The sequence below is a fragment of the Mycolicibacterium duvalii genome (assembly GCF_010726645.1).
Classification (GTDB): domain Bacteria; phylum Actinomycetota; class Actinomycetes; order Mycobacteriales; family Mycobacteriaceae; genus Mycobacterium; species Mycobacterium duvalii.
In genome coordinates this window covers 5,424,847-5,444,724 of the sequence record NZ_AP022563.1, presented here as the reverse complement: position 1 = coordinate 5,444,724, position 19,878 = coordinate 5,424,847, and the positions used below count along the sequence as shown (strand labels likewise).

Annotated in this window: 18 protein-coding genes; 7 read left to right on the top strand and 11 right to left on the bottom strand. The window is 68.0% G+C overall.

The window, feature by feature from the left end; translation table 11 throughout:
* From G6N31_RS25850 to G6N31_RS25810, 9 genes are all read right to left on the bottom strand, one after another.
* Positions 1-1,014, bottom strand: a complete 1,014-nt coding sequence (locus tag G6N31_RS25850; RefSeq protein ID WP_098001576.1) for an acyl-CoA dehydrogenase family protein — start codon at positions 1,012-1,014, stop codon at positions 1-3.
* A complete protein-coding gene (locus G6N31_RS25845) occupies positions 1,014-2,171 on the bottom strand; it encodes an acyl-CoA dehydrogenase family protein (RefSeq protein WP_098001578.1) in 1,158 nt (385 codons plus the stop codon). The genes G6N31_RS25850 and G6N31_RS25845 overlap by 1 nt, the downstream gene beginning before the upstream one ends.
* Positions 2,168-3,091 carry an acyl-CoA dehydrogenase family protein gene (locus G6N31_RS25840; RefSeq protein WP_098001580.1) on the bottom strand — a complete coding sequence of 308 codons (924 nt, stop codon included), beginning with the start codon at positions 3,089-3,091 and terminating at the stop codon, positions 2,168-2,170. The genes G6N31_RS25845 and G6N31_RS25840 overlap by 4 nt, the downstream gene beginning before the upstream one ends.
* On the bottom strand, positions 3,088-4,263 hold the full coding sequence (locus G6N31_RS25835) for an acyl-CoA dehydrogenase family protein (protein ID WP_098001582.1): 1,176 nt from the start codon (positions 4,261-4,263) through the stop codon (positions 3,088-3,090). Before G6N31_RS25835 ends, G6N31_RS25840 begins: the two co-directional genes overlap by 4 nt.
* A complete protein-coding gene (locus tag G6N31_RS25830; protein ID WP_098001584.1) occupies positions 4,260-5,480 on the bottom strand; it encodes a CaiB/BaiF CoA transferase family protein in 1,221 nt (406 codons plus the stop codon). Before G6N31_RS25830 ends, G6N31_RS25835 begins: the two co-directional genes overlap by 4 nt.
* Complete coding sequence (locus G6N31_RS25825; protein ID WP_098001586.1) at positions 5,473-6,387, bottom strand: SDR family NAD(P)-dependent oxidoreductase; 915 nt, start codon at positions 6,385-6,387, stop codon at positions 5,473-5,475. Before G6N31_RS25825 ends, G6N31_RS25830 begins: the two co-directional genes overlap by 8 nt.
* The gene (locus tag G6N31_RS25820; protein ID WP_098001588.1) at positions 6,380-8,239 is read right to left on the bottom strand and encodes a flavin-containing monooxygenase; all 1,860 of its coding nucleotides are present in this window, start codon (positions 8,237-8,239) and stop codon (positions 6,380-6,382) included. The genes G6N31_RS25825 and G6N31_RS25820 overlap by 8 nt, the downstream gene beginning before the upstream one ends.
* 72 nt (positions 8,240-8,311) lie before the next feature.
* Positions 8,312-9,682, bottom strand: a complete 1,371-nt coding sequence (locus G6N31_RS25815; RefSeq protein ID WP_098001590.1) for an aromatic ring-hydroxylating oxygenase subunit alpha — start codon at positions 9,680-9,682, stop codon at positions 8,312-8,314.
* Positions 9,682-10,530 (bottom strand): SDR family NAD(P)-dependent oxidoreductase, encoded by an 849-nt coding sequence (locus G6N31_RS25810; RefSeq protein WP_163722387.1) that lies wholly within the window; start codon positions 10,528-10,530, stop codon positions 9,682-9,684. The genes G6N31_RS25815 and G6N31_RS25810 overlap by 1 nt, the downstream gene beginning before the upstream one ends.
* Positions 10,531-10,673: 143 nt before the next feature.
* Between G6N31_RS25810 and G6N31_RS25805 the strand changes: the two genes are divergently transcribed.
* From G6N31_RS25805 to G6N31_RS25780, 6 genes are all read left to right on the top strand, one after another.
* The gene (locus G6N31_RS25805) at positions 10,674-12,257 is read left to right on the top strand and encodes an SMP-30/gluconolactonase/LRE family protein (protein WP_098001592.1); all 1,584 of its coding nucleotides are present in this window, start codon (positions 10,674-10,676) and stop codon (positions 12,255-12,257) included.
* Positions 12,254-12,997, top strand: coding sequence for a GntR family transcriptional regulator (locus G6N31_RS25800; protein WP_098001594.1), 744 nt, complete (start codon positions 12,254-12,256; stop codon positions 12,995-12,997). The genes G6N31_RS25805 and G6N31_RS25800 overlap by 4 nt, the downstream gene beginning before the upstream one ends.
* Positions 12,994-14,496, top strand: coding sequence for an AMP-binding protein (locus G6N31_RS25795; RefSeq protein ID WP_098001596.1), 1,503 nt, complete (start codon positions 12,994-12,996; stop codon positions 14,494-14,496). The genes G6N31_RS25800 and G6N31_RS25795 overlap by 4 nt, the downstream gene beginning before the upstream one ends.
* Before the next feature lies 1 nt (position 14,497).
* The gene (locus G6N31_RS25790; protein WP_098001598.1) at positions 14,498-15,283 is read left to right on the top strand and encodes an SDR family NAD(P)-dependent oxidoreductase; all 786 of its coding nucleotides are present in this window, start codon (positions 14,498-14,500) and stop codon (positions 15,281-15,283) included.
* Positions 15,280-16,749, top strand: a complete 1,470-nt coding sequence (locus G6N31_RS25785) for an acyl-CoA synthetase (RefSeq protein ID WP_098001831.1) — start codon at positions 15,280-15,282, stop codon at positions 16,747-16,749. Before G6N31_RS25790 ends, G6N31_RS25785 begins: the two co-directional genes overlap by 4 nt.
* Positions 16,750-16,844: 95 nt before the next feature.
* Positions 16,845-17,294 (top strand): hypothetical protein, encoded by a 450-nt coding sequence (locus G6N31_RS25780; protein ID WP_098001600.1) that lies wholly within the window; start codon positions 16,845-16,847, stop codon positions 17,292-17,294.
* A 3-nt stretch (positions 17,295-17,297) separates the two neighbouring features.
* Here G6N31_RS25780 and G6N31_RS25775 read toward each other — a convergent pair whose 3' ends face one another.
* The gene (locus tag G6N31_RS25775) at positions 17,298-18,371 is read right to left on the bottom strand and encodes an NAD(P)H-dependent amine dehydrogenase family protein (protein ID WP_098001602.1); all 1,074 of its coding nucleotides are present in this window, start codon (positions 18,369-18,371) and stop codon (positions 17,298-17,300) included.
* Between the two features lie 19 nt (positions 18,372-18,390).
* Positions 18,391-19,179, bottom strand: a complete 789-nt coding sequence (locus G6N31_RS25770; RefSeq protein ID WP_098001604.1) for an SDR family NAD(P)-dependent oxidoreductase — start codon at positions 19,177-19,179, stop codon at positions 18,391-18,393.
* A gap of 91 nt (positions 19,180-19,270) precedes the next feature.
* Between G6N31_RS25770 and G6N31_RS25765 the strand changes: the two genes are divergently transcribed.
* Positions 19,271-19,876: a TetR/AcrR family transcriptional regulator gene (locus tag G6N31_RS25765; protein WP_098001606.1), complete on the top strand. Its 606-nt coding sequence runs from the start codon at positions 19,271-19,273 to the stop codon at positions 19,874-19,876.
* Positions 19,877-19,878: the final 2 nt, after the last annotated feature.

Sequence of the window (19,878 nt, the reverse complement as noted above, 5' to 3'; positions counted from 1 at the left end):
TCACATGCCTTTCGGTCGGGGCGAGTTCTGGAGGTAGCGCGAGGCGATGGTCTTGCGGTGTGCGGCAGCCGAACCGAACAACGCCCGGTTCAGCGTGGCGCGTTTGAGGTAGCGGTGGATGCCGCTCTCCCACGTGTATCCGATGCCGCCGTGCAATTGCATGGCCTTGCCCGCCACGGCGACGGCGACCGCGCAGGTGTGTGATTTGGCCATCGCGGCCGACACCGCGGCGTCGCGCTGCTCCGCGATGGCGGCGACGGCGTCGTCGACGAGGTGGCGCGACACCGCGATACCGACCAGCATGTCGGCACAGGCGTGCTTGACGGCCTGGAACGAGCCGATGGGTCGGCCGAACTGCTGACGGACCTTCACGTAATCGACGGTGGCGGTGAGCATCTGCTCCGCCATGCCGAGGCTGTCGCATGCGATGGCGACGGCTGCCCGTTGCAGTACCGTGCGGGTCACCCCTGCCTCGTCGGCGAGAATGTGCGCGGGCGCCGCGTCGGCGGTGACGGTGGCCAGCCAGCGGGTCTCGTCGAGGACCGGTTGCGGGCGCACGGTGAGGTCATCGGCGCGGGCCAGCACCACACCGGTGTCGGTGAGTACCAGCAGCGAGTCGGCATCGGCGGCGTCGGGGACGAAATCGGCCCGGCCACTCAATCGTCCGCCGGTGCAGGTGAACTCGCCGACAACCACAGCCAGCGTGGTCTGTCCGGCGGCCAGCGCAGCGAGCAGTTCGTCGGTTCGCGCGTCGGGTGGCAGCGCCGCCAGCACACCGACCGGCAGCACCGCGCCGCCCAGATAGCGGTTGACTCCGGCGGCGCGGCCGATCTGGTCGAGGAGCACCGCGGTTTCGCGGAAACTCGCCCCGGCACCGCCGAGCCGATCGGGCACCTCGAGTCCGGCCCAGCCGGCGTCGACGAGGACCGGCCACTCGGTCTCACGCTCCTTGGCCAGCAGGTCGGCCGCCACCGAGCGCAGTTCGTCGTGGAGCTCGGCGAAGTCGTCGGCCATCAGGCCACACTCGGCTCTCGCGGCAGACCCAGTCCGCGCTCGGCGATGATGGTGCGCTGGATCTCGCTGGCGCCGCCCGGGATGGTCCACTCCCACGAGCCGACGAAATCCAGTACCCAGGAGCCGGACTCCCAGCCGCTGGACAGCGGTTTGGTCAGCACGGTGTGCGCGGCCGGTCCCCCGATCTCCGCGCCGAAGTCGGTGAGCCGCTGCAGAAGTTCGCTGTAGTATAGCTTGACGATCGACGCGTCGGCCGGCCCGCGGGCGCCGTGCTCGACGATCTGACGGCACAGACCCCGCAGACCGGTGATCTCGGCCTCGAACCCGGCCAGCCGGTCGGCGACCACCGGGTCGTCGACCGGCGCGGACTCCACCAGCCAGCGAAAGCCCGCGTTGCCCAGCCGCTCGGCCAATTCCAGCATGGTCATTCCGCGTTCGGCGCCCAGCGTCTGCTGTGCCACCGGCCAGCCCTGGTTCTCGGCGCCGATCAGGTTGCTCGCCGGGATACGCACGTCGTCGAGGAAGATCTCGCAGAAGTGCGAGTCCCCGACGGCGTTGCGGATCGGCCGGACGTCGATCCCAGGCGTCGTCATGTCGAGCAGGAAATAGGAGATACCGTGCCGTTTCGGCGCATCCGGGTCGGTGCGGGCCAGCAGCAGACACCAGTCGGCATGCAGACCGCCGCTGGCCCAGAGCTTCTGGCCGTTGACGACGAAGTGCTCGTCGTCAGTCCGGCGGGCGGTGGTGCGCAGGGCCGCCAGATCCGATCCGGCCTCGGGTTCGGAGAAGCCCTGCACCCAGATCTCGCCGTCGAGGATCGCGGGCAGGTGACGTCGGCGTTGCTCCTCGGTGCCGGCGACCAGCAGCGTCGACGCAGCGTGGTGGATCCCGACGAACGCCAACACCAGGCGCGGCGCGTCGTGGGCGGCGAGTTCCTGGTAGAGCACCACCTGCTGCTCGGTCGACAGACCACCGCCCCACTCGGCCGGCCAGTGCGGCACGGCGTAACCCGCGGCGTGCAATTCGGCGAACCACTCCTTCTGGAAGCGGACGAACTCGTCGTCGGCCACCCCGGTCTGCCGCTCGCGCCAGTCGGACGGGACGTGGTCGCGGCACCAGGCCCGCACCTCGGCGCGGAAGTCCTCCAGCGCGGTCATGCGTAGAGTCCCGTCAGCCCGCGTCGACCCGCCCTGCGCGTCAACAGCTCTCGCGTGCCCGACAGCCCGAACGGGAACCGCCGCAGGGGTTGGCTGTAGCGCGACAGCCACGACAGGGTGGTCTCGTCGCAGAAGCCGACCGCGCCGTGGAGCTGGTGACACACCCGGAACACCACATCGGCGGCCTCGATGGCCGCCATCCGCAGCGCGAGCGCGTCTTCGAGGGCCTCCGGTCGATCGGTGGCGGCGCTCCACAGCGCGTGCTTGGCCAGGATGTCGAGGCCGTTGCGTTCCACCTCGGCATCGGTGAGCTGGAACTGCACCCCCTGGAACCCCGACAGAGGCTGCCCGAACTGCCGGCGCAGATTCACATGCGCGACAGTGAGTTCCACCGCACGGTCGAGCATGCCCAGCAGCGTCCAGCAAGGCAGTACCAATCCGAGGGCGACATCACCGGCACCGCCGTCGTCCACCGGGGTCAGCTGCAGCTCGGCGACGAAACCGAAACCGGGCCGCGGGTCACCGATTCCGGTCACCGTCGACCGCGCACCGTCCACGGTGACCGCAAGCCAGCGCTTCTCGACTCCGGCCACCGCCGCCGCGGGGCGGACACCGCCGATGACCAGCAGCCCGTCGGCGTCGGAACCGGCGGGGGCGGCCAGCCGTTCGGCCAGCGGATAGGGCACGGCCCAGTAGCCGGCGCTGCGGCACAGCGCGGCCGCCGCCTCCAGACCGTCGGTGTCGGCACGGGGGTCGAGATCCCACGCGCCGAGTCCGTCGAGCACCGGCGCCACCAGGGATTCCCGCTGCGCCGGCGCCCGCTGGGCACGGACCACCAGGTCGTCGCCGCCGGCCGCGCCGAAGGCCGCCCGGGCCTGCCGGCCGTACTCGAGCGCATCGTCGCTGAGATCGAGGATCATCGCCCACCCCCCTTCAGCAAGGAACGGGACAACAAGATGCGTTGCATCTCAATGCTTCCCGACGACACCGTGGAAGCCTGCGAGTACCGCCAGTGATCCTCCACCTCGCCGAGGAACCAGGCCGCTTTCGGGTCGCTGTGCTCGACCTCGGCGGCGAGGTCCATCAGCACCTCGGCGCTGTCCTGGTCGAGCGTCGTGACCGCGATGCGGTAGGCCGCCGCGTCACCAGGGCTGACCCGGCCGCTGCTCTGCTGGGCGACAACGCGGTAGGCCAGCAACCGGGCCCGGCGGCAGTGTGTCAGCATCCGGATCCACCGACCGCGCAGCTCATCGGGCAACGTGTCCCAGCGTTCGCCGAGCACCGACGGGGCCGCGGCGAGAAGCCGTTCACATCGGGCGTAGCGGGCGATGCCGACCCGTTCGAAGGCCATCACGTCGCCGACGATCGACCACCCGTCGTCGACCGTGCCGAGCACGTCGGCGTCGGTGACCCGCAGATCGTCGAAGAACACCTCGTTGAGGTGATGCGGGCCCATCATGCACGGGATCGGGCGCACCGTGATCGCCGGATCGTCCATCCGGACCAGGAAGATCGTCAGGCCCTGTTGTTTCTTCGGGGCTGCGTCCGATCCCACTTTCGAGGTGCGCGCGAGCAGGAAACACCACTGCGCCATCGTCGCGTAGGACGTCCAGATCTTCTGTCCGCTGACCAGCCAACTGTCACCATCGCGACGGGCTGTGGTGCGCAGCGACGCCAGATCCGAACCCGCCTCGGGCTCAGAGAAGCCCTGACACCAGATCACCTCTCCGGCAGCGATCGGCGGGAGATGGGTGCGCTGCTGCTCGGCGGTGCCGTGGCGCATGATGATCGGCCCGACCCAGTTGACGCCCATGTACTGGGCGCCGCGCGGTTCGTGATGGGCCCACATCTCCTCGCGCACCACGGTCTGCTCCCACACCGACGCGCCACCGCCGCCGAACTCCTCCGGCCAGGCCAGACAGAGCAGGTGGTGCTCGGCCAGCGTGCGGCAGAACCGTTGCGCGGTCTCCAGATCGGCGGGGTCATCGGTGAATGCGCCCAGATAATGCTCGGGTATCTGCTCGGCGACCAACGCCCGCAGCTCGCGGCGCAGGTCGGCGGCACGCTTGCCCATGTCGAAGTCGAGGCTCATCCGACCTCCTGGGTGCCGACAGTACGGTTGTCGATCAACGCCGGCCGAAGTCCGTCATCACCGGCGGTCTCGCCGGCCGCCAGGCCCAGTTCGGCGAGCACCGTGGCGGTGTCGGCACCCAGCTCCGGCGCCGGTCCGCGGACCTTCCCCGGCGTGCGCGAAAACCACGTCGGCACACCGGGAAAGGTGACCGGGCCGTGCGGGGTGTCCACCGTCTCGAACAGCCCGACCGCCTTGAGGTGGGGATCGTCGAACAGCGCGTCAGGGGTGTTCAGCGGCGCGGCCGGGATCTCCAGCTCGCGGAACAGCGCCAGCCATTCCTCGGTGGTGCGCTCGGTGAGCGTCTGCGCGACCAGCCCGTAGACCGTGTCGATCTGGTGGGCCCGCGACTCCAGCGTGGCGTACAACTCGGAGGCCCAGGACGGCTGCACCGCGCCGACGAAGGCGTTCCAGTGCTTGTCGTTGTAGATCAGCGCCGCGATGTAACCGTCCTTCGTGCGGTACGGGCGACGGTTCGGGGCCACGGTTCTCGGGTACACCGCCGGACCCAGCGGGGGGTCGAACATGGCGCCGTTGGCATGTTCGACCAGCATGAAGGAAGCCATCGTCTCGAACATGGCGACCTCGACTTCCTGCCCCTCACCGGTGCGCTCACGGTGGAACAGCGCCATCGTGGTGGCGTACAGCGCGGTCAGCCCGGCGACCTTGTCGGCCATGATGGTGCCGACGTAGTCGGCTTCGCCGGTGAGCTTCTGCTGGACGGCAGGCAGCCCGCACTCGGCCTGGATGGTGTCGTCGTAGGCGGGCCGGTCGCGCTCCGGGCCGCGCCGGCCGTAGCCGTAACAGTTGGTGTAGACGATGGCCGGGTTCAGCGCAGCCACATCGGCGTAGCTCAGGCCCAGCTTGGCGATCGCCTTGGCGCGCATGGAATGGATGAACACGTCGGCCTGTTCGATCAGCGCCCGCATCGCGGCCTTGCCCTCGTCGGAACGCAGGTCGAGCACCACGCTGCGCTTGCCGCGGTTGACGTTGACGAAGACCCCGCTCATCCCCGGCGCCGGACCCACCGAGATGAAGCGCGTGTTGTCCCCTTCGGGCGGCTCGACCTTGATCACCTCGGCGCCCATGTCGGCCATGATCTGGGTGCAGTAGGGCCCCATCACCATCGCGGTGAGATCGACGACGCGCACACCCGCCAGCGGTCCGGTGTCAGGCATGCGCGGCCGCCATCGCGAAGCTGTACCGGATGTGGTCGTTGTGTCCGTCCGGCACCACCGGGAACGTCACCGGTTCGGTGCGATCGCGGATCGCGGCGAGGTGTTGCGCGACATCGGTCATCGTCCAGGACGGCCGGTACACGCCGGGCGATTCGGTGACAATGGCGGTGGCCACGCGTCCCGCCAGCGCGATGAACATCTCCCCTGTCGCAGCGCAGCTTTCGTGCGCGAGGTAGCCGACGACCGGCGCCACCAGATCCGCGCCCATCGGCGGGTAGGCCGAGGTGTCGATGCCCGCGGCCATCCGCGTCACCGCGGCCGGCACGATCACGTTGCTGGTCACGTTGTGCGCCGCGCCTTCCATGGCGGCGACGTTGCTCAACCCGATGACGCCTGCCTTGGCGACCGCGTAGTTGGCGACGTCGTGGTTGCCGTAGAGCCCACCGATCGACGAGGTCAACACGATGCGGCCGTACCCGGCGTCACACATCGGGCCGAACGCCGGACGCACGACGTGAAACGCGCCCCGCAGGTGCACGTCGAGCACGGCCTCGAAATCGTCGTAGGACATGTCCCTCAGCGGTGCGCGCCGCACGATGCCGGCGTTGTGCACCAGCACGTCGATGCGGCCGTAACGCTCGAGCGCCGCGCCGATGATCGCCTGCCCGCCTGCCGGAGTGGTGACCGAGTCGGTGCTGGCGACGGCTTCGCCTCCGAACGCCGTGATCTCGCGCACCACGTCGTGCGCGGGCCCCTCGTCGGCACCGGCACCGTCCAGCGCCCCACCCGGGTCGTTGACCACCACCTTCGCCCCGTGCGCGGCCAGCAGCAGCGCGTATGCACGGCCCAGACCGCGGCCGCCGCCGGTGACGACCGCTACCCGACCGTCGAACCTGAGGTCAGCCACGAAGTTCCAAGCCCTCCAGGTCGCCGCTGTCCCGCCACTCGGCGATCAGTTCGTCGAACGCGTAGAAACCCGGGGAATAGAAGTCGCCGAGGAACGCGCCGTTGCCCTCGGCACCTCCGCGGCCCTCGTTGTTGTAATAACCCGGTGTGCAGGACAATTCGAACGCCGAGTTGTCGATGGCCAGTTCACGGACGGTCGCGACCCAGTTGTCCTGGCCTTTCTGGGTCGGTTCGACTGTGGTCACGCCCCGACTCTGCGCCTCGGCGATCAGGTAGGCGATGTGCTTGGCCTGCTGTTCGAACATCGCGGTGGTGTTCGCCGACACCCCGCCCTGGATGAATCCCATGAAGAACTGGTTGGGGAACCCGCGGCTGGTCATGCCGTGCAACGTCTTGTAGCTGTCTTTCCAGTAGTCGAAGAGCGAGAGCCCGTCCCGGCCGATGATGCGGTCGATCGCGTAGCGGCGGCTGATCTCCGTGGAGATCTCGAATCCGCTCGCGAAGATGACGCAATCGACCTCGTATTCCTGGCCGTTGGCGACGATGCCCTTCTCGGTCAGGCGCTCCACCCCCTTGGACGCCGACACGTCGACAAGCGTCACATTGGGCCGGTTGAACGTGGCCAGGTAGTGCTCGCTGGACGTCGGGCGCTTGCACATGAAGCGGTAGTACGGTTTCAGCGCCTCGGCGGTGGCGGGATCCTGCACGACGGCTTCCACGCGGCGTCGCAGCCGCTCCATGATCTTGTAGTCTTCCTCTTCCCGGAAGGCCATGATCTGTTCAATGGTCACCGACGCGGGATCCTCGAGGGCGCCGATGCGTGCGGTCAGATTCCGTCCGAGCTCGGTCCAGAAGTCGCACACCAGGTCCGGCTCGCCGAACACCACACCGACGAACGGCGACCAGTTGTGGAAGTTGCGTTTGCGTTCCTCCTGCCACCCCGGCTGCAGCGATGCGGCCCAATCCGCATCCGTGGGTGTGTTGACCCGCTCGTCGACGGAGGACGGCGTGCGCTGGAAGACGAACAGGTGCCGGGAATCCCGGCCGAGGTGAGGTACCAGCTGGATGCCGGTAGCGCCCGTGCCCACCAGCGCCACCCGCTTGTCTGCCAGCTTGTCCAGACCGCCGTCGGCGCTACCGCCGGTGTAGTCGTAGTCCCAACGCGCGGAGTGGAACACGTGGCCGCCGGCTGCCCGGTAGTCCTTGATGCCCGGGATGCCGGGGAGCTTGGGACGGTTGTAGGAACCCTGCGCCATCACCACGAACCGGGCCCGGATGTCGTCACCGCGATCGGTGCTGATCCGCCACCGCTGCAGCGCATCGTCCCAGTGCAGTTCGCGGACCTGAGTGGAGAAGAGGGCTCCGTCGTACAGACCGAACTGCTTTCCGATGTTGCGGCAGTGCTCGAAGATCTCGGCACCGTCGGCGAACTTCTTGCTCGGCATGAAGTCGAGTTCTTCGAGCAGCGGGATGTAGCAGTAGGCGTCGTTGTCGCATTGGATTCCGGGGAATCGGTTCCAGTACCACACGCCGCCGAAGTCGCCGGCCATCTCGATGACCCGGATTCCGGTGACGCCGGCCTTCGTCAGGTATGCCCCGGCCAGTAGTCCGGCGAAGCCACCGCCGAGGATCACGACCTCGACGTCCTCGGCGATCGGATCGCGCTCGGCGACCGTCGTGTACGGGTCGACCTCGTAGAACTCGGCGAACTCGCCTTCCAGTTCCAGATATTGCGAGCCGCCCTCCGGCCGCAGCCGCTTGGCACGTTCCTGGGCGTATTTCTCCCGCAGCGCGTCGATGTCGACGTCCTGCGGGGTGTCGGTGGGCCCGCAGGGGTTATCGGTAGTGGTCACTCTTCTCCCTCTCACTGCGGTTTCGGCGTGCTTACCGTCGCGCAGCGTCGTCAATCACGCCGAAATCGCGGGTCAAAGCTCGCGGGGTTCGCCCGTTCCCATGTACTTGGACAGTTGGTAGTGCAGGTTGACGGTGCTGCGCTCGCGATACGGGTTGGGCTTCGTGCCCGGGAACCCGGCCGACTTCATCCCCTGCTGCACCGCGGCCATGTTGGAGAAGTCCTGCGGCAGAACCGACAGCCAGTTCGGCGACTCCTTCGGGGTGTACTCCCACTCCGTCTGCGGCTCTTGGCCTTTCGGGAACAGCTCCAGGGTGGCCACCTCGAAGATGCACTTGTCCGGGTCGTAGCTCGGGTGCGGTCGGGCGCTGTAGCACAACGCGGTGGTCAGCCCCTGGCCGACCTGCAGGTTCGGGAAGATCTGCCAGGCCGTACCCGCCTGCCCGAGGATGTCGGCGGGGATGGTCGGCCAGATCACGCCGCGGGCCTCATCGTCGCGGCGGGCCGAGCTCAGCCAGTGCTCGAGCACCTTGTCGGGCGGCGTGCCCTCGGGCAGTTCGTCGACCAGTCGCTTGGCCGCGTTCACCAGGGTCTCGGTGGTGGTCGCGTTGGTCTGCTCCCAGGTGTACATCTGCATCTCGGCCGTGGAGACACGCGGGTCGTCGCCGGTGCCCAGCCGGATCTTGGACTTGGTGGCCTCCATGTCCTTCGGCGCGTCATAGCCGATGTTGCTGTGCTTGCCCTGCGCCTTGGCCCACCCCTTGAACTCGCCGAACTTGTTGAACTCGGGGTGGGTGGTGAACACGTGGTAGGTCTCGTTGAAGGCCTCCAGCGCGACTTTCCAATTGCAGTCGAAGTACAGCCACTTGCGCCACTTGTAGCGCATGTTCTCCAGGCCGAAGGGATCGAGGATCTTGGCCGCCGGAAACAGGTAGTCGGCCAATGGCTCGCAGTCCGGATCCATGTTGATGAACACCCACCCGCCCCAGGTGTCCACCCGGACCGGCGCCAGGTGGGTGTTCTGCGGCGTGAGCTTGCCGGCCCAGTCGTCCTGCTCGCGGACGTGGGTGCACGCCCCGTCGAGACCGTAGGTCCAGCCGTGGAAGCCGCAGACGAACGATTTGCGGGCCCGGCCCCGCGCATTCTTGGCCCCGTCCGGGGCGTCGACGAGCCGGCGCCCGCGGTGCATGCAGACGTTGTGGTGGGCCGCGAAGTCCTGCTCGCCGGTGCGTACCACCAGGATCGAGTCGTCGAGGATGTCGTAGGTCAGATAGCTGCCCACTTCGGGGAACTCCTCGACCCGGCCGACCTGCTGCCAGACCTTGCGCCACAACCGGTCTCGTTCGGCGCGGGCGTAGTCCGCAGAGATGTAGGCGTCCACCCCGATGGTCATCGGTTCCGACAGCTCCTCTGGCGGATCGACTCTCGCTTCGAGATCGGTCATCAGATCCTCCTCATGGTTTCTCGGAATGACTCGTCTTTCAGGAACAGCGACGTGTTGTCGGCCCCGAGATGGGTCCATTTCAGGTTGAGCCCGCCGTCGACCAGCAGGGTCTGGCCGGTGATGTAGCTGGACAGATCGGACAACAGGAACAGGATCGCGTTGGCTTGCTCGTCGGGTGTGCCGCGGCGGCCCATCGCGATCGCGGTGCGGTCGCGTTCGGGATCCTCGTCGACGTAGGTCGCCGACGCCGCGGTCTCGGTGACACCGGGGGCGACCGCGTTGACCCGGATCCCGTCACCGGCCAGCTCCACCGCCATGGTGCGCGTCATCGCCACGACGGCGGCTTTCGCGGTGCCATAGGCGATGTGGTACGGCGCGGTGTTCATCCCGCTGATCGACGAGATCGACACGATCGAGCCGGGCCCGCCGCCGGCGCGGATCTCGGCGGCAACCGCCTGACTCATGAAGAACGCGGTTTCGAGGTTGGCGGTGAACAGGTCGCGCCAGTCCTGGCGGCTGACCCGGGTGGCCGGCATCCAGGTCGCGGGCGCGGCGCCGCCGGCGATGTTGACCAAACCGTAGAGCGCACCGTCGGTGCCGCGGACGGCGTCGAGCACCGTGGCGATGCCGTCGTCGGTGGAGGCGTCCGCCGACACCGGGATCACGGAGAGCCCGCGATCGGCCAACGGCGCCACGTGGGTCTCGAGGTTCTCCCGCGACCGACTGACTGCGACGACGGTGGCGCCGGCCTCGGCGGCCTTCCGCGTCACGGTGGTGCCGATCCCGCCCCCGCCGGCCCCGGAGACGACGACGACCCGGCCGTCCAGCGCGACCGACAGCCCGGTCACGCCGCGCCTTTGTCCGGACAAATAATTGCGCTCTGCATATTGCAGAACACTATTCCGCAGCCGATTCCGACCGTCAAGGCCGTCTGGCCGGCGATATGGCGCGCTATTGTCTGGACTAATTGAGCTTGCTAACGTCCGACGGCATGGACGCCCGCTACGCTGCACCGAACCCGACCGCCGCACCGGGCTGGCAGCTGAGGCGGGTGACCGAGCCCAGCCGGTTGTTCGGCGCCAACGGGCTTCGGACCGGCCCGGATGGACGCGTCTACGTCGCCCAGGTGACCGGCAGCCAGATCAGCGCCCTGGACCTTGGGGCGGGGAGGCTCGAGACGGTGAGCCCCAAGGGCGGGGACATCATCGCCCCCGACGACGTCGCCTTCGGCGCCGACGGCACGTTGTATGCCACCGAGGTGATGGACGGCCGGGTCAGCGCCCGCGACACCGCCGGTCGCAGCCGGGTGGTGCGCGACGACCTGCCCTGCGCCAACGGCATCACCGTGCACCAGGGCCGGCTGTTCGTCGGCGAGTGCCGTGACGGCGGCCGGCTGATGGAATTGCCGCTCGACGGCAGCGCACCCCGGGTCCTGCTGGAGAACCTGCCGTCACCGAACGCGATGGAGGTGGGCCCGGACGGATGGCTCTACTACCCGTTGATGACGGCCAACGAGATCTGGCGGGTGAGCCTCGACCCGGACAAGCCCTACGAGGCACAGCGCGTCGCCACCGGCCTCGGCGTCCCGGACGCGGTGAAGTTCGATGCGCAAGGCTTCATCGTCTCCACCCAGGTGGCCAGCGGTCAGGTGCTGCGCATCGACGCGCGAACCGGCGAGAAATCCGTTCTGGCGCAACTGACCCCGGGTCTGGACAACCTGACTTTCGTCGGCGACCGAATCCTCGTCTCCAACTTCACCGGTGAGATCACCGAGATCCTGCCCGGTGGCCGGACCCAGACGGTGCTGGCCGGTGGCTTGAACTGGCCGCTGGACCTGACCGTGGCCGACGGACGGCTCTACGTCGCCGACGGCACCTACTTCTACGCCGTCGGCGCCGACGGGTCGCTGCAGACGGTGGGCATGCTGTTCTCCCCCGGCTACCCGGGCTTCCTCCGGGGCGTCACCGCCGTCGGGTCCGACGAATTCGTCGTCACCACCTCGGGCGGCCAGGTGGGCCGCTACCGGCCGGCCGCCGGCGAAACCGACTACCTGGCGACCGATTTCGACCAACTGTACGGTGTCGCCGTCGACGCGGACGCGATCTTCTTCGCCGAGCTCGGCACCGGCCGGGTGCACAGCCTGCGCGGTGGTTCCGTCGAGACTCTGGCCACCGGACTCGATGCCCCGGTCGGCGTGGCCATCGGCCCGGACGGTGCGCCGCTGGTCGCCGAATCCGGAGCCGGCCGCGTCGTGCGCCTCGGCTCCGGCGCCGAGACGGTGGTCGACGGCCTGGCGCAACCGCAAGGCCTCACGGTGCTCGGCGAGCGTCTCTACATCGTCGACGCCGGCGCCAAGAACGTCGTCGAGTTCGACCTGAACACCAGGCAGCGCACGGAGATCGCCTCCGGTCTCCCGGTCGGGGCGCCGCCGGGGGTACAACCCAAGCCGCTGAAGGGAATGCCGCCGTTCTCCGGCCCGCAGGGCCCGTTCGCGGGTATCACCGCGGGCGACGACGGCACCCTGTATATCTCGGCAGACGGTGACGGCAGCGTGCTGGCGGTCCGCCGCACATGACCACCGCCGCAGGTGATCACCGCTACCTGCAGGTGGCGCGCGCGCTGCGCAAGGAGATCGTGGACGGGGTGTATCCGGTGGGTTCGCAACTGCCCACCGAACACGAGCTGTGCGAACGTTTCGCGGTCAGTCGCTACACCGTCCGCGAAGCGCTGCGGCGGCTGCGCGACGACAACCTGGTGGCCTCCCGACCGCGAGCCGGCACCCTGGTGGTCCCCCGCCCGAGCACCAACTCCTACGCCCAGGACGTCATGTCGATCGACGATCTGTTGGCGTTCGCGCAGGGCGCTCGATTCGCCATCGAGACCAACGCGACCGTGACCGTCGACGACGAGCTGGCCGACCGCACCGGGCTGACCGTCGGCTCGGAATGGCTTGCCGTGACCGGGTATCGGCGTGCCGACGACGCCACGGCACCGATCTGCCGGACCGAGTACTACATCAACCGCAGCTTCGCCGGAGTCGGCCGGTTGCTGCACCGCCACAGCGGTCCCATCTTCCCGCTCATCGAGGACATGTTCGGCGTGAGCGTGGTCGAGGTGCACCAGCAGATCTCCGCGGTGGTGTTGACCACCGACCTCGCCCTCGTCCTGGATGCCGAACCGGGCGCCGCGGCGCTGCAGATGCGCCGCACGTACACCACCTCCGATGGTGAGATCGCCCAGGTGACCGTCAACACGCATCCATCGTCGCGGTTCCGACACTCGATGACCATGCGCCGGGTGCGTGATTCCGGGTGACCACCACCCTGGCCGACGCGCTGCGCGAGGCGGTCGTCCGTGCGCCCGACCGGGTCCTCATCCGCGACGACACCGTCGCGTTGACGGCCACGGCCCTACTGGACCAGGCAACAGCGCTGGCGCAGGCCCTCCGCAGTCGGATGCAGGTCGGCAGCGTGGTGTCCTTCACGGTCCCCAACTGGCACGAGGCGGCGGTGATCTACCTGGGCGCCACTCTGGCCGGAATGGTGGTCAACCCGATCCTGCCGTCCCTGCGTGACCATGAGCTCGCCTTCATCCTCGCCGACTCCGACAGCCGGGCGATGTTCGTCCCGCACACCTTCGGCGGCCACGACTACCCCGCCATGCTCGACCGCGTCACGGCCACGATGACGACCCCGCCCGAGGTGGTCGTGGTCCGCGGCGAAGCCGGTCACCACACCGCTTTCACCGACCTGCTCGATGAACCCGGCGCGGCCGAGCTGCCGGTCCTGAACCCGGCCGACACCCGGATGATCATGTACACCTCCGGCACCACCGGACGGCCGAAAGGGGTTCTGCACAGCCACGAGTCGTTGCATGCGCTGATCGGACAGCTCGGGACGTACTGGCGCATCGAACCCGGCGACACGTTCCTGGTGCCCTCCCCGATCGCGCACATCGGCGGGTCGATCTACGCGTTCGAGTGTCCGTTGCTGCTCGGCACCACGGCGGTGCTGATGCCGCGCTGGGATCCCGACGCAGCCGTCGCGCTCATGCTCGAACACCGCTGCACCCACATGGCCGGTGCCACCCCGTTTCTGGAGGGTCTGCTGGCGGCGGCCGAACGCGCCGGCACCCGCCTGCCCGACCTGAAGGTGTTCATCTGCGGAGGCGCCTCGGTGCCACCGTCGCTGATCCGGCACGCCACCGACTTCTTCGCCGGTGCCGCGGTCAGCAGGGTGTACGGCTCCACCGAGGTGCCGGTCACCACCGTCGGGGCGCTCGGCGACGTCGACCACGCCGCGGACACCGACGGCCGCGCGGGGATCGCCGACATCCGACTGGTCGACGGCGAGATCCGGGCCCGCGGCCCGCAGATGCTCACCGGTTACCTACATTCCGAGGACAATCTCGAATCCTTCGACGAGGCGGGCTATTTCCGCACCGGCGATCTGGGCCGCTGGACCGACGACGGCTGCCTGGTGGTCACCGGCCGCGCCAAGGACCTCATCATCCGCAACGGCGAGAACATCTCGCCCAAGGAGATCGAGGACATCCTGGTGACCCACCCCCAGATCACCGAGATCGCGGTGGTCGGGGTTCCCGATACCCGCACCGGTGAGCGCGCGTGCGCCGCCATCGTGCCGGCCGGGCAGCCCGGCCCGGACGTGGCCGACCTCAAGGAGTTCCTGCTCGCCCGCGGGGTCGCCAAATTCAAGATCCCCGAACAGGTGATGCTTCTCGAAGCCCTGCCCAAAAACGACGCCGGCAAGGTCCTCAAACACCAGATCACAGCGACCCTGAGCAAGGAGATCTGACATGCAGGTAGCGATCGTCACCGGAGCCAGCAGCGGAATCGGATTCGATTGTGCGACAACGCTGGCCCGCCAGGGCATGGCGGTGCTGGGAACCGGTCGCGACACCGCGCGGCTCGCCGAACTCGAAAAGGCCGTCGCCGACCCGGACCGCATCGCGACGCTGGCAGTCGACCTCACCGCCGACGACGCGCCCCGACTGATCACCGAGACGGCGCTGCAGCGGTTCGGCCGCATCGACTTCCTGGTCAACAACGCCGGCGTCGGCAGCCCGAAACCGTTGCACGAGACCGACGACGAATCCCTCGACTACTTCCTGGGACTGATGTTGCGGGCGCCTTTCCGCCTGGCCCGCGAGGTGATCGGCCACATGCAGCCCGGGTCGGCGATCATCAACATCACGTCGACGTTCGCCGTCGTCGGGGGGTTGCGTGGGGGCGCCTACTCGGCGGCCAAGGGTGGACTGACCTCGCTGACCAGCCATATCGCCTGCCAGTACGGACCGCAGGGCATCCGCTGCAACGCCGTCGCGCCCGGGGTGACACTGACCCCGATGGTGGCCGGCCGACTCACCGATGAGCGCTTCCGCAAGATCAACACCGAGATGACGCCGTATCCGCGGCTGGGGCGTACCGAGGACATCGCCGCCACGGTCGCGTTCCTGTGCTCCGACGGCGGCAGCTTCATCAACGGCCAGACCATCGTCGTCGACGGCGGGTGGAGTTCGACGAAGTACCTGTCGGACTTCGCGCTGAACTCCGAATGGGTGGCGCGCGAGTCGTCGTCATGAACCTTTTCAGCCTGCTCGACCAGACCACGGCGCGCCACAGCGACCGCGGCGCCGTTTTTTCCGGCGAGCACCAGGTGCAGACCTGGGCCTCCGTCCGGGAGCGTGCCCTGCGCTTGGCGGGCTCGGTCAGCGCGCTGGGACCGGGTGCACGGATCGCGGTGGCCAGCGCGAACTGCCCGCAGATCATCGAGATGATGTTCGGCATCTGGGCCGCGGAATGTGTGTTCGTCCCGATCAACTACAAGCTGCACCCGCGGGAGATGGAGCAGATCCTCGACGACGCCGGGGTGGCGCAGGTGTTCGCCTCTGCGGAGATCGCCGCCCGACTCGCGCCCCTGACGACGGTGCCGATCGAGATCGTCGGCGGGGCCGACTACGAAAAACGTTGCACCGCAGACCCGCTCGATCCACCACGCTGCACTGACCCGGCGCGGTTGGCGTGGTTGTTCTACACCAGCGGCACCACGGGCCGATCCAAGGGTGCGATGCTGTCACACCGCAACCTGATGGCGATGACGGTGGCCCACCTGGCCGACTTCGACGCCCCCGACGAGAACTGCAGCCTGATCCACGGTGCGCCGATGTCGCACGGCTCCGGCCTGTACATCCCGCCGTACGTGCTACGCGGCGCGCGCCAGGTGGTGCCGGCGTCCGGAGCGTTCGACCCCGACGAGTTCCTCGACCTGTGCGCGCACCATCCCGGCTGCAGCGCCTTTCTCGCGCCGACCATGGTGGCACGTCTGGTGCAGACCGGGCGCGCCAAGCCGCCCAATCTGTCGACGATCGTCTACGGTGGCGGCCCGATGTACGTCGAGAGCCTGAAGAAGGCGATGGCTGCCTTCGGGCCGATCTTCGTGCAGCTTTACGGGCAGGGCGAGGCGCCGATGACGATCACCGGCCTGCGCCGCGCCGATCACCTCGACGCGACCGACGCGGTGCTCGGCTCCGTCGGATACCCGCGGTCGGGTGTCGACGTCGCGGTGCTCGACGCCGACGGCAGGCCCGCCCCCGCCGGTGAGATCGGCGAGATCGTCTGCCGCGGTGACGTGGTGATGTCGGGGTACTGGCAGAATCCGACGGCGACCGAGGCGACGCTGCGCGACGGCTGGCTGCACACCGGCGACATGGGGTCCTTCGACGCCGACGGCTACCTGACCCTGCGGGACCGCTCCAAGGACGTGGTGATCAGCGGCGGCAGCAACATCTATCCTCGCGAGGTCGAGGAGATCCTGCTCGAGCATCCCGGCGTCGTCGAGGCCGGCGTGGTCGGCGCCCCCGACCAGGAATGGGGCGAGGTGGTCGTGGCCTTCATCGTCGGCGCGGTATCTGCCGACGAATTGGACGCGTACCTGCTCGAACGCATCGCCCGGTTCAAGCGGCCCAAACGCTACGAGTTCGTCGACGAGCTTCCGAAGAACAGCTACGGCAAGGTCCTCAAACGCGAGCTGCGCGCGCGATTGGCCTGAGCCGGGCACAGCCGGTTCCCGCGAAAACGGACCGTTGGGTCATGACACCGTGAGAGCATCCCGGAAGTCGCAACACTCTCGCTCCGGGGAGATCCATGTTTCGTGTCAAGACGGCGGTTTCGGTGGCGTTGCTCCTTCTCGGCGCGTGTCTGTTCGCTCCACCGGTGGTGGCAGCCGCGGGTGACCAGGTGGTCCGTGTGCAGGACGGCCAGGTGCGCTGTCTGCTCAGCTCCAACTTTCGCGACCGGGGCTACGGCGCACTCGTGTGCGGTCTTACCAACGGGGAGGCGTTCGCCGGTGCGCCGATGTCGACCGGGAAGTATCCGGTGCGGCTGAATCTCGCCATCATGGTCGACCAGGGTCAGCAGTACTGGATCGCCGGCGACATCCCGGGCGCACCTGCCGACGATGTCGTGTTGGGAGTCGGCGAGACCTACCAGGCCAACGGGTGGACCGTGATGCCCCAGGAGCTCCGCACCCTGATCCGGAACGACCGCTTCGATCAGGAGATCAATGTAGCCCCGGGAGAAGTGCGCAAGCGCTGAGCGTCACCACATCAAGCCGCGGACCATCTCCGTGGGCGGGATGTCCTCCAGCGCGACCAGCCCCGCCGGGGCGCGGCACACCCAGTCGATCGCATTGACCGCCCGCGCGGCGGTCGAGACACAACCCGCCTCGGTGACGTCGAGCACCGGGTGCGACAGGTGCGTGCTGACCTCGACGCGGGGCTCCCCCTCGACGATGACCTTGTGCACGCCGGTCATCCGCGCCGGCGGAAACTCCCACTCCGGCGCCGCCGCAGCCGTCAACCGGTTCACGTGTTCGACGGTGATCACCGGGACGTCGTCGACCACGCCTTCGGCGGCGAACCGCACCGCCGCGAGCTGTCCGGGTTCCACGGTGGTCATCCGGCACTCGATGCGTTGATCGGTGTACCACGGCTCGAAGCGCTGCCGGACGTCGTCGAGTTTCACGTCCAGATGGCGGGCGATGTTGCGGACCAGGCCGCCGAAGATCGAGACGACGACGCCCGGCTGGAAGGCCATCGGGGTGGCGTCGCCCGGGGTGGTTCCGAAACCCATTGACGTCCCGGTGTACTCGTAGTCGTCGTAGTTGCCGTAGTCGAAAATCTCCTGCACGGTGATCGACTCGGCCCGGGTCACCAGGCTCAGTGCGCTGTACACCGCGGTATCGCCCGAGTAGCCGGGGTCGATGCCGTTGACGTAGAGCGAGGAGTTCCCGGCCGCGCAGGCCTTCTCGAGCGGCTCCCGCAGCCAGTCGTCGGCCTGGTGCGGTGTCACCAGCCACACCATCGACGTGCCCACGACATTCACCCCGGCAGCGAGCAGACGCGCCATCTGCCCGATCGCCTCCATCGGCCGCGTCTCACCCAGCGCGGTGTAGAGCACGCAGTCGGGCCGCAGCGCGATCAGCGCGTCGATGTCGTCGGTGGCGATGACGCCGGTCGGCTCGGTGAGCCCGCACAACTCGGCCGCGTCGCGGCCGACCTTCTCCGAGCTGTTGGCGTGCACTCCGACCAACTCGAGGTCGGGTCTGCCGATGATCGCCTTCAAAGAATGCACGCCGACGTTGCCCGTCGAGAACTGAACCACTCTGCGCATGTCTGAAACCTAGCTGTCCTCAGTAATCGGGGATGGGCAATGGCGAGTTGTTCGAATCGATCCCGCCGTCGACATGGAAGATCGCATTGGTGGCGTAGCAGTCCCGGGTGGACAGGTACACACACAGCCGGCCCAGGTCCTCGACGTCGCCGAGGCGGTGCAGCGGGGTGCCCTCCATCATCTTCTCCAGAGAACCCGGCATCAGGTCCAGGCTGCTCTGCAATCCGTCAGTGGCGAACGACCCCAGCGCTATCGCGTTGACCCGAATCTTGGGTGCCAGTTCCTGCGCCATCGCGCGGGTGAGCGCTTCCAGACCACCCTTGGCCGTGCAGTAGGCCGTCAGCGCCCGGATACCGAACCGCGCCGAGCCCGACGAGATGTTGATGATGGAGCCGCGGCCGGCCTCGATCATGTGTCGCGCCGCGAGCTGGCTCATGATGAACGCCGAGGTCACGCACCAGTCGAAGGTGTGCCGGAAATCCTCGTCGGTGATGTCGAGGAACCGCGCATAGGTGGAACCGCCGACGTTGTTGACCAGGATGTCGATGCGGCCGAATTGATCCATCGCGGTGGCGACGACACGCTCCCCATCGGGACGGCTCATCGCGTCGGCGACCACGGCGACCCCTTGACCGCCTGCGGCTTCGATATCGGAGATCGTCGCCACGATGTCCGACTCGGTCCGGGCGGTCCCGACCACGGTGGCGCCGGCCTCGGCCAGGACCCGCGCGATGCCCTGACCGACCCCCTTGCCGGCGCCGGTCACGATCGCGACCTGTCCCTGCAGGTTGAATTGCTCGAGCGCCATCGTTGTCCTCTCCGTCGAGCTGCGCTCATTCAATGTCACGTAGTTGACTGAAGTCAATGGGCTACGGACATTAATTCGCTACTGTGAACGAATGGCCCTGGTGGACAAGACTTCCGTACGGGAGATCAGACGCCTGCAGACGCGCGAGAGACTCCTCGGTGCGGCCGTCGCCGAGTTCAAGCGCGCAGGGCTGGCCGCGGCTGACGTCCAGGCGATCGTGACGGCCGCCGGCGTCGCTCACGGCACCTTCTTCTTCCACTTCCCCACCAAAGAACACGTGTTGCTGGAGTTGGAACGCCGCGAAGAGGAGCGCATCGCCAAACAATTGACCCGCTTCACGTCGGCAGAATCGGACCTGGCCGCGACGTTCACCGAGTCCATCCGACTGGTCCGCGGTCTCGAACGCCGGCTGGGTGCTCTGTTGTTCAAAGACTTTCTCGCTCTGCACTTCTCCCCGACACGGCCGCCGATCGACGAGAGCGTGCATCATCCCGTGATCATCGCCGTGGCCGACCAGGTCGAGAACGCCAAGACGTTCGGACAGGTCGATGCCGACGTGAACGCAATGAACACCGCCGTGTTCTTCCTACTCGGCCTCTATGCACTGTTGACCACGACCCACGGCTGGCCGGCCCAACAGACGATGCTGGACGACTATGTGCGCCGGACACTTCGCAGCATCGGAGCCGGCAATTGATT